This window comes from Acinetobacter sp., from assembly GCF_039596015.1.
GTDB lineage: Bacteria > Pseudomonadota > Gammaproteobacteria > Pseudomonadales > Moraxellaceae > Acinetobacter.
Genome location: NZ_JBCNKN010000024.1, coordinates 1 through 9,888 on the forward strand (window position 1 = coordinate 1; position 9,888 = coordinate 9,888).

Genomic DNA, 9,888 nt, shown 5'->3' on the forward strand with positions numbered 1-9,888 from the left:
TGATCCCTTCCCGAACTCAGAAGTGAAACCTCTTAGCGCTGATGGTAGTGTGGGGTTACCCATGTGAGAGTAAGTCATCGCCAGCTCATTATTCAAACCCCCGACCAAGTGTCGGGGGTTTATTTTTTTTTGGGGGGGGAAAGTTCGTTTTTGGGAATAGGATCGTATACATATTGGAGATGTGAAAAAGTTATAAAATGTGCTATTAGTAAGACTGTATTTAGGTCAGATTTTGGATAAATGGAGTTCATCATGAAATCGAACCGTCAGGAGCAATTCTTAGCGCGTTATAAAAAAATTTTGGAAGTATCAGAAGAATTATTGCTAGAGAATTATCAAAGTATGACGTTGGATGATTTAGCGAAAGAGTTAGATATCGCTAAGGGAACATTATACAAGCACTTTAAATCTAAAAATGAATTATTATTAGAATTAATTATTCAAAATGAAAAGAAAATTTTAAATATCTCTGATAAATTTTCTGATAATTTTCAGGATTATGCGCCTACTTATATGCTTTTTCATCTAGAAGCCCCTGAAAAAACGATTATTTTGCATCAAATCGAGGAAAACTTAACCATGACAGAGTCAGGGTTAAAACATTTGTTTAATGAGTTATATGAAATTCGTCAGCAGCGTATTCTTCGTATTAAAGATATGACTAAAGCATATTTAGATCAATTTCAATCTAATATCTCAATTCGTGATTATTTATCATATATATGGTCGCTGACGTATGGCGCATGTCTATTATTGAATTCGAGTTATTATCAGCGTTCCATTGGCTCTCGCGAAAAATTGGTACGCCTTTATATTCATCAAGCCTTGTCCATTCCAAGCCAGACTGAACTGAATTTTGTAGATGCTTAAAACAAAAAGACTGATTTTGCATGTAACAAAAATCAGTCTTTAAAAGAAGGAAGTAGGGTATTTAAGCTATTTTCTTAATTCTGCAGTAATAAAAACCATCACCTTGCTGATCAAGCGGTAATAATTGTCTACCATGAGTTTGTGGTATTCCCCAGTCCGCAATAATTTTTTCTTCCTGAGCTTCGGGGTGTTCTGCAAAAAATTCAATCATTTGCTGTTCATTTTCTGCTTTCAAAATTGAGCAGGTAATGTAGAGTAATGTGCCGCCAACCTTGAGTTGTTGCCACATATTTTGCAAAATTTGCTTTTGTAAAGCGACTGTTTCAGCAATATCGCTGGCTTGACGCAATAATCGAATATCTGGATGGCGTCTGAGTACACCAATCGCAGAACAAGGGGCATCCAACACAATACAATCGACCATTCTAGTTGCTTGCCATGTTGTTGCATCGGCTGCCATGATTTGTACGTGATCTGAATTTAAGTCTAAACGCTGTAAGTTTTCTGTGACTCGATTTAGACGTTTTTCATCCTGATCTAATGCAATGAGTAATGATGGTTTAAATTTCTCAAGTAAATGAGCCGTTTTTCCACCTGGTGCTGCACAGGCATCAATGACGGTTTTACCATCTAGATTTGGAAGCAAACTTGCTGAGAGTTGCGCGTGTTGATCCTGAACGGAAAACCAGCCTTGTGAGAAACCAACCAATTCTGGAATTTGGACAGACTGTTTTAAAAAGACCCCTGCATCGGCATAAGGGCAAGCCTGTGCTTGGACGTCAGTATCTTCTAGTTTAGTTAAGTAAGCGTCACGTCCGATTTTTCGTTGATTGACACGTAAAGTAATGGCAGCACTTTGTTTTAGCGCTTGGCAAAGGGATTCTAGTTGCTCAGGCCAATCTTTTTTTAGACGTTTATAGAGCCAACTTGGTAAACCATGTGTCTGATTTAAGGTCTGCTGGAATTGCTCGGTTTCACGTGTTGCACGACGTAAAATTGCATTCACAACACCACTTAAAGCAGGAAAACCCAGTTGCTTTGTTGCTGTGACTGTTTCAGAAATTGCTGCATGTGGGGCAATGCGGGTGCATAAAATTTGATAGAGCCCAACATATAAACAGCTTTCAACCGTGGGATTGTCCAATGGTTTGCTCAGTAAAGGCAAGGTGAGTGCCTTTAAGCTAAACCATTGGCGAAGTGTGCCTAAAACTAGTTCATGAAATAAAGCACGGTCTTTCGGTGCAATTTGATCTAATTGCTGATGCAAAATAGTAGACAACGATTGTCCTTGCTGTACAGACAGTAAGGTTTTCACCACTTGTGCACGAAGATTGAGTAATTGATTCATGACAAGATTTGTCCAACATGAAGTTTTTGTGATTGTAAGATTTGGCTGGCATTGAGCGGTTTACCGCCTGGCCATTGTAATTGGGTCAGACAAAGCACACTTTGCTCGCCACAGGAGATGTGTACGCCTTGTTTATCAATGGCAATGACTTCACCAGCTTGTGCTGTTTCTGTGGTGAATGCTGATTTTTCACAGTTCCATACACGCACATTTTGCTGTTCATCTAACGGAAAAAAGGCAACAGGCCATGGATTAAAGGCACGGATATTCAGATCAAGCTGTTGTGCTGGCAATTGCCAATCAAGTTTTGCTTCAGCTTTACTGAGTTTATGTGCATAAACAGTTAAAGCATCATCCTGAACTTCACGTTCAGCCAGATATTGTTGTAGTGTTTCTTGTGAGGTTAAAACGGTAGCAATGGCTTCTGCACCTTGCGCTGCCAGTTTGTCGTGTAATGTAGCGGAAGTGTCTTGTGCAGTGATTGGGCAATAAGTTTTATATAGCATATCGCCAGTGTCTAAACCCGCAGCCATTTTCATGATGGTAATGCCTGTTTGGTTGTCACCTGTGGCAATCGCCCGTTGAATCGGAGCAGCACCACGCCAACGTGGTAGCAATGAGCCATGAATATTTAAGCAACCAAATTTTGGCATGTCTAACACGGCTTGTGGCAAAATTAAGCCATATGCTGCAACGACCATTACATCGGCATCAAATGCAGCCAGTTCTTGCTGTGCCGCTAAGCCTTCAGCCGTTGAAGCCTTAAAATGTAAAGGCTGATAAACAGGAAGATTGTGCGCTAATGCCAGTTGTTTCACAGCCGATGGGGTGAGTTTTTGCCCACGACCTGCTTTACGGTCAGGTTGAGTATAAACCGCAACAATTTCATGAGGAGTTTTTAATAAGGCAGCCAAAGCTGAGGCTGCAAATTCAGGGGTGCCCGCAAAAATGATTTTCACAAATGCAATCCAAAGTCAGTTTGTCATCATTATACGTGAAAATACAGACAAGCTATAAACATGATCTGATTTGTCAGCTGTTGATCTGGATAATGAACAAAAAATTATTCAAAATAAAGAATTGATAAAAATAAGTTATATAAAATTAAAAAATTATTCATGTAAGTTTTATTAAATATTGACATTCTAAAGCAGTTCTTGGCTTTCCCAAGCCGATTTGCTTCTATAGAATGAAGAGTAGAATAGATGCTGGAATCGCCATGGCAATGCCGAGCGACATTCAAATGAAAATATAGCGAATGATGCCAATGGATATTTCTGTTGTCGTGAAATAAGCTGATTTCAGTGATGCTCTTGTCAGCATTGATGACACATCTATATGTTGTTGCTGTTTGATCTTCAAATTGGTTGATGATAAAGCAGAGAACAACACGATCCGTATTATTCAGCCAGAGTGAATTTATTCACCTCGAGCACAACTTGTTGGAAACACAAATGCCTGACTATCGTTCAAAAACATCGACACATGGAAGAAATATGGCTGGCGCACGTGGTTTATGGCGTGCAACAGGAATGAAAGATGACGACTTTGGAAAACCGATTATTGCGGTGGTCAACTCATTTACCCAATTTGTTCCGGGGCATGTTCACCTGAAAGATTTAGGTCAACTGGTTGCCCGAGAAATTGAAGCAGCGGGCGGTGTTGCCAAAGAATTTAATACCATTGCAGTAGATGACGGAATTGCCATGGGGCATGACGGAATGCTGTATTCATTGCCATCGCGTGATTTGATTGCAGATTCAGTTGAATATATGGTGAATGCGCATTGTGCTGATGCCATGGTTTGTATTTCAAACTGTGACAAAATCACACCGGGAATGTTAATGGCAGCAATGCGTTTAAACATTCCTGTGGTTTTTGTTTCGGGCGGCCCGATGGAAGCAGGTAAAGTCAAAATTCGTGGTAATGAAAAAGCGATTGACCTTGTGGATGCAATGGTGGTTGCTGCGGATGATCATTATACTGATGAAGAAGTGAAAAGCTTTGAGCGTTCGGCATGTCCAACCTGTGGTTCATGTTCGGGGATGTTCACTGCAAACTCAATGAACTGTTTAACCGAAGCATTGGGCTTATCTTTACCGGGCAATGGTTCAATTGTGGCTACTCACGCCAACCGTAAAAATTTATTCTTAAAAGCTGGTCAATTGATTGTTGAATTGGCAAAACGCTATTACGAACAAAATGATGACAGCATTTTGCCACGTTCTATTGCAACCAAGTCAGCATTTAAAAATGCCATGACATTGGATGTTGCAATGGGCGGTTCAACCAATACCGTTCTGCATTTATTGGCTGCGGCACATGAAGCTGAAGTCGATTTCACCATGAATGATATTGATCAACTGTCACGTCATGTACCTGTGCTATGTAAAGTTGCACCTGCAAAACAAGATGTTCACATGGAAGATGTGCATCGTGCAGGGGGAATCATGGCAATTTTAGGTGAACTTGAACGTGCGGGCTTGCTTGATACATCGGTGAATACAGTACATCAACCCACCTTAAAAGATGCTATCGATAAATGGGATATTATTCGTACTGAAGATCCTGAAATTTATCAATTCTACCGTTCATCACCGGGTGGTGTTCCAACCCAAGTGGCTTTTTCTCAAGAGCGTTATTATTCAACACTTGATGGCAACCGTGAAACTGGCGTGATTCGCAATGCTGAACATGCGTTCTCTCAAGATGGTGGGTTGGCTGTGTTATTCGGCAACATCGCTTTGGATGGTTGTATCGTGAAAACAGCAGGGGTAGATGAATCTATCCTGAAATTTACAGGGACAGCACGTGTTTTCGAAAGTCAGGATGCTGCGGTAGAAGCCATTTTAGGTAATGAAATTAAAGCAGGCGATATTGTGGTGATTCGCTATGAAGGACCGCGTGGTGGACCTGGGATGCAGGAAATGTTGTATCCAACCAGCTATTTAAAATCGAAAGGTTTAGGTAAAGACTGTGCGTTAATTACCGATGGTCGTTTCTCGGGTGGCTCATCAGGTCTTTCAATTGGTCATATCTCACCTGAAGCTGCCGAGGGTGGTGCAATTGGTTTGGTTGAAGATGGCGATATTATTGATATTGACATTCCGAACCGTCGTATGGACTTACGTGTAGATGACGAAACTTTGGCAGAGCGCCGCAAAGCCCAAGATGAAAAAGGCTGGCATCCGAAAGAAGAGCGGCCACGTAAAGTGTCTAAGTCTTTGAAAATTTATGCACAACATGCAACAAGTGCCGCAAAAGGTGCAGTTCGTACCGTGTAAGAATTGAATGTAAAAATCATTTAATTCAAAAAATTGCATCGTTATTCCATGAATGGCGGTGCATTTTTTTGGCTAAAAAAAGCTGGGTGAGCTTTGATGGCTTGGTCTGGGTTTTATCTCTTGATTGTGGTTTCATAAAAACGTCACGAAAATAAACAAGCGAGGCGGGGGCAAAATTTGCTAAACTTGCGGCTTAAATCGATAAGGTGCTGTTGTCACAAGCATAAAGGCAAGATGTAAAAATCAAAGAATTGTTTGTTGTGCTACAAAATAGAATTTGGTCTATATTTTGCAGCTTGTCATTTAATGCCGTGAAAAATTCATAGTTAAGAGGCTGTACGCATGTCAGTATTTCGTCGCTGGTTTGATCCAATCCGATCGAGATGGTTCTATCAAAAACCATCACGGCAAGACGTTTTACCTACAGAAAAAGGGCTGAGTATTTATTTACGTCTGGATGATGTTTATAGTTACCTCGCTGTGCAGCAATTACCACAGCTCAATGAAATTTTGAGTGATGAATTAAAACCTTTAAAAGTCATTATTTCCCATCAGTCTGTTGAACCACCAAACGGAATGACCGCAGAGGAATGGCAAGCCTATTGTTTAAACGATGCCAAAATTTTGGCAAAGCAACATCGTTTTGGATATGACGAACAGCCTGAGTTGCCAACCAAAGAAGCCCTCCAGCAAGCCGAAGTCATTTTAAGAAATACGCCTTTGCGAGATGAGCCATTTTTATATCTGCTTGAAGATATCTTTCATATGTTATGGCAACAGCAATATGGCAAACTCAAAACTTTATATGCCATGGCCAGCCAGCAGCATCAACCACAACATTTTCCAGAACGTATTTTTAATGATGTCCCCGTTGCTGCCAGTTATTTTGAAATTGCCGACCGTAAGTATCAGGCGGTTGATGATTTATTGCGTTTAACACGTCGTTTGCGTCGCCAAAAACTGCTGACAGGCATTCCAATCTTTTTAATTAATCATATTGAATGGCGTGAGCATTTAATCAGCGATGCCGAAGAATTAGCAGAAATTCAGGCCATGCAGCCTGAGCTTGATTTGTATATTGCGTTGGAAGATCCGATTAGTTGGTTGCTGCTTGCTTATATTAAAGAAAATTTAGCCAATTATTATAATATTCAACTCACGGTTTACCCTTTAACCTATCAGGGACGTGACCAGTTTGACTGGTCTTTGGCAACACGGTTATCACAGCGTACCGAAGTTGCATTTACGCCATTTTGCCGTCCGACACAGGATGCTGTCATGAATATCGCGCGGATCTTCTATAGCGTAGAAGAAGCACAGCGCATCGATGCCATGTATGATGTCCTAAAAGCAGTTTGGACAAAAGGCAAAGATTTGTCTTATTCACCACATGTTGCCGAATTACAAGCATCGTTAGAAATTGAGCATTTGACGGATCAGCCTGTTGAACATTATTTACAGCAAAATGATGAACAGTGCAGAACCAAGCATCAGCCTGAATTTCCTGTTTTAGAATTACGTGTCGATGGACAGACTTACGTATTCAATAGCTTGTATCGTGTCTGGATGATTGAAAGTATTCTTAATAATATTTTAGAAGCGCATATCAAAGCTGAAAACGAAGAAATGCAGAGTCAGAATGATTAGTCTGTTGTTTTGCTGATAGGTTCAAAAATGAAGAAGAGCGATGTCTCTTCTTTTTTTTTGCCTCAACTTTTGCTTGAGGTAGCCTTCATCAATAAAGAATAGGGGAATCATCTTCTTGTCAGTAGCATAGAAGCAAGCACTAAAGGAGAAGATGGATGCTTGCCATAATGGTGATGGTTATTTTTACCATCGCAGGGATGATAAAAGGCATGATTGGCTTAGGTCTACCTGCTGTTTCGATGGGATTGCTCAGTGTCATCATGACGCCTTTTCAGGCTGCATCATTACTGATAGTTCCGTCTATGGTCACCAATATTTGGCAATTATTTGCCGAAGGTCGGGTCTGGTCGTTTATCCGTCGGTTCTGGATGTTATTGTTCGGTGTGGTTCTAGGGTCGATGTTTAGCTTTTTGCCGACATTAAATCAGGGGCAAGGGCATAGTAGTGAGCTGTTATTGGGGATGATGCTGACCCTCTATGGCATGTATGGATTATGGGCGAAACATTTCCCGAACCTTGCCCAGCATGAATCTTGGTTGTCGCCGATCATTGGCTATGTTGGTGGTGCGGTGACGGTAGCGACAGGGGTGATTATTATTCCTGTTGTGCCGTATTTACAGGCTCTGCATTTAAAACGAGATGAACTGATACAGGCGCTGGGGCTGACATTCACAGTTTCGACCATCTGTTTAGCAATATTCTTACAGAAAAATCCAGTGGCCCATGTGCATTTAGATTATCTCTGGGCATTGTTGGCATTACTTCCTTCACTTTTGGGAATGTGGCTGGGTAAAAAAATTCGGTATCAGCTCAATGGACAAAAATTTCGCCGCCTGTTCTTTATTGGATTAATCACTTTAGGTGGATATATGATGCTGCATTTACTACTGGGCTAAAGCATATTCCTGATTGGAAACAAGGAAATGAGCGAATTGTTGATAGTTATCGGGGAGTTGCTGAAAGTCGGGCGTAACCAACAACAATTGACGATTTGCCCATGCACCTTTAAGTGGGACAGATGTAAAAGCATAGTCAGACTGTAAACGCATGGCTGCCCGAGCAGGAACAATAGCGACGCCAATGCCTTTGGTAACCACTTCGGCAATCGCTGAAAAGTCAGGTAAACGTAAACGGTATTGAATATTAAAACCCAAAAGCTGTGCCTGATGCTCAATGGCGCGTTGCAAAGAATGATGGGATTTTAAGCCAATAAAGTCATAGTGTAAGGCATCTGCCAATTCAATTTGATTTTGCTGAGTCAGTGGATGCTGAATTGGGCAAATCAGTACTAAAGGATCATCTGCAAAAAGGCGTGTTTGTAGATTTTGCGTATTAAAAAAATTAGAGACCAGTCCTAATAACGCCTTTCCATCACAAAGTGCCGTGACAATTTCCGAACTTTCCGCTTCATGCAAATCAATACTGAGTTGAGGATGTTGCAATAAATATTGCGGTAAAAGCATTGGTAAATATTCACTTTGTGCAGATGAATTACACCATAAAATAAGTTGCTCGGTACTATGGGCACGGAAACGTTGCATGTCTTGTTCTAGTTGCTGACGTTGTTTACGAAGTTGCTGTGCATGTTGAATCAGAACTTGCCCTGCGGGCGTGAGTTTGACCCCTGAATGATGTCGAATAAAGAGTGGAGTGTCGAAATATTGCTCTAGTTTTTTGATCCGCTCGCTTGTTGCCTGTAATGAAATTGCAGAACAGTCTGCACCTTTGGTCAGACTACCCGTTGCGACAATATTTAAGATGAGTTGTAGATCAAAAAAGTCGAGGCGCATAAGTTTGGGTAGAAAGTAGAATAATTTTTATCATACTAAAAATATGCAAGAGGGATGAAAAAGAATGAGAAAATCGTGATTTTGATATAAATGCTCTCATTATAAAATGGGTATGAGTAGGATAAAAAAGGTTTCTGTGAGCTGATTTATTTGAATAAAGGTAGGTGCTTGTTAATTGCAGTCTTTAAAATAGCGGCACAGATCAGTTTGGAAGAACGTCTCTGTGCTGCTATACAAATAGTCATAACAAGAGCAGAACAGTAAATAGGTGAATCACCTTTAAATAATAAGAAGAATATTTCTTTCTTTTATATAAGGAGTAGCGATAAAAACTAGGATTTATTTTTTAAAAAAACGTGAGAACCATCCTCTTCCTTTTTTAGCTTCTTGTTGTCGAATATAACTCAACATATTATCTCTAACAGCATCAACATAATCCATATCATCATGTTGAATATGGTTGATTAACCATTTAGATAAAAAGTTATGTAGATCTTTATCAATTAATTTTCCTTCATTAAAACGAGTTTGATAAAGTGCTAATTTACTAATAAATAGATCATGAATACATTTATGTGGTGTAGCATATTCATAATGAACTTGCTGCTGTAAATTTTCTTCAAATGTAAAATGTGATTGGGTGTAATCGATGAGATCATTTAAGACATCGGCTGTTTTAGATTGATCATGTGTTTGGAGGATATCTTCTAAGATGTTGATATATTCTAAAATTTGACGGTGTTGAGCATCAATAACATCGATACCGATATTAAAGCTATTTTGCCATTCCATGATGGGCCCCTGAAAATTTTCAAAATTATTTTTTGCTATTTGCTATTTGCTATTTGCTATTTGCTATTTGCTATTTGCTATTTGCTATTTGCTATTTGCTATTTGCTATTTTACCATTATTAATAATTAGATGCAATATTTATTATAATTAATTTTA

At 39.8% G+C, this 9,888-nt stretch carries 8 protein-coding genes and 1 rRNA gene; 5 read left to right on the forward strand and 4 right to left on the reverse strand.

Translation table 11 applies throughout. The annotated features are described in order from the left end of the window. A 5S ribosomal RNA gene (gene rrf, locus ABDV70_RS13400) occupies window positions 1-86 on the forward strand; the annotation flags it as partial. A 166-nt stretch (window positions 87-252) separates the two neighbouring features. Continuing rightward, complete coding sequence (locus tag ABDV70_RS13405; RefSeq protein WP_343598454.1) at window positions 253-870, forward strand: TetR/AcrR family transcriptional regulator; 618 nt, start codon at window positions 253-255, stop codon at window positions 868-870. 61 nt (window positions 871-931) lie between these two features. Here the strand turns inward: ABDV70_RS13405 and rsmB are convergent, their stop codons facing one another. Continuing rightward, on the reverse strand, window positions 932-2,218 hold the full coding sequence (gene rsmB, locus ABDV70_RS13410) for a 16S rRNA (cytosine(967)-C(5))-methyltransferase RsmB (RefSeq protein ID WP_343598455.1): 1,287 nt from the start codon (window positions 2,216-2,218) through the stop codon (window positions 932-934). Continuing rightward, a complete protein-coding gene (gene fmt / locus ABDV70_RS13415) occupies window positions 2,215-3,177 on the reverse strand; it encodes a methionyl-tRNA formyltransferase (protein ID WP_343598457.1) in 963 nt (320 codons plus the stop codon). The genes rsmB and fmt overlap by 4 nt, the downstream gene beginning before the upstream one ends. 495 nt (window positions 3,178-3,672) lie before the next feature. Here fmt and ilvD point away from each other — a divergent pair, with 495 nt between their 5' ends. From ilvD to ABDV70_RS13430, 3 genes are all read left to right on the forward strand, one after another. Beyond that, window positions 3,673-5,502 carry a dihydroxy-acid dehydratase gene (ilvD, locus tag ABDV70_RS13420; protein ID WP_343598459.1) on the forward strand — a complete coding sequence of 610 codons (1,830 nt, stop codon included), beginning with the start codon at window positions 3,673-3,675 and terminating at the stop codon, window positions 5,500-5,502. A gap of 342 nt (window positions 5,503-5,844) precedes the next feature. After that, window positions 5,845-7,149 (forward strand): hypothetical protein, encoded by a 1,305-nt coding sequence (locus tag ABDV70_RS13425; protein ID WP_343598460.1) that lies wholly within the window; start codon window positions 5,845-5,847, stop codon window positions 7,147-7,149. A gap of 155 nt (window positions 7,150-7,304) precedes the next feature. Further along, complete coding sequence (locus ABDV70_RS13430; RefSeq protein WP_343598461.1) at window positions 7,305-8,045, forward strand: sulfite exporter TauE/SafE family protein; 741 nt, start codon at window positions 7,305-7,307, stop codon at window positions 8,043-8,045. Here ABDV70_RS13430 and ABDV70_RS13435 read toward each other — a convergent pair. Together ABDV70_RS13435 and ABDV70_RS13440 are read right to left on the reverse strand one after the other, a co-directional pair. Beyond that, window positions 8,034-8,939, reverse strand: coding sequence for a LysR family transcriptional regulator (locus tag ABDV70_RS13435; RefSeq protein WP_343598462.1), 906 nt, complete (start codon window positions 8,937-8,939; stop codon window positions 8,034-8,036). The two genes, ABDV70_RS13430 and ABDV70_RS13435, sit on opposite strands and share 12 nt — an antisense overlap. A 339-nt stretch (window positions 8,940-9,278) precedes the next feature. Then, complete coding sequence (locus ABDV70_RS13440; RefSeq protein WP_343598464.1) at window positions 9,279-9,731, reverse strand: bacteriohemerythrin; 453 nt, start codon at window positions 9,729-9,731, stop codon at window positions 9,279-9,281. Window positions 9,732-9,888: the final 157 nt, after the last annotated feature.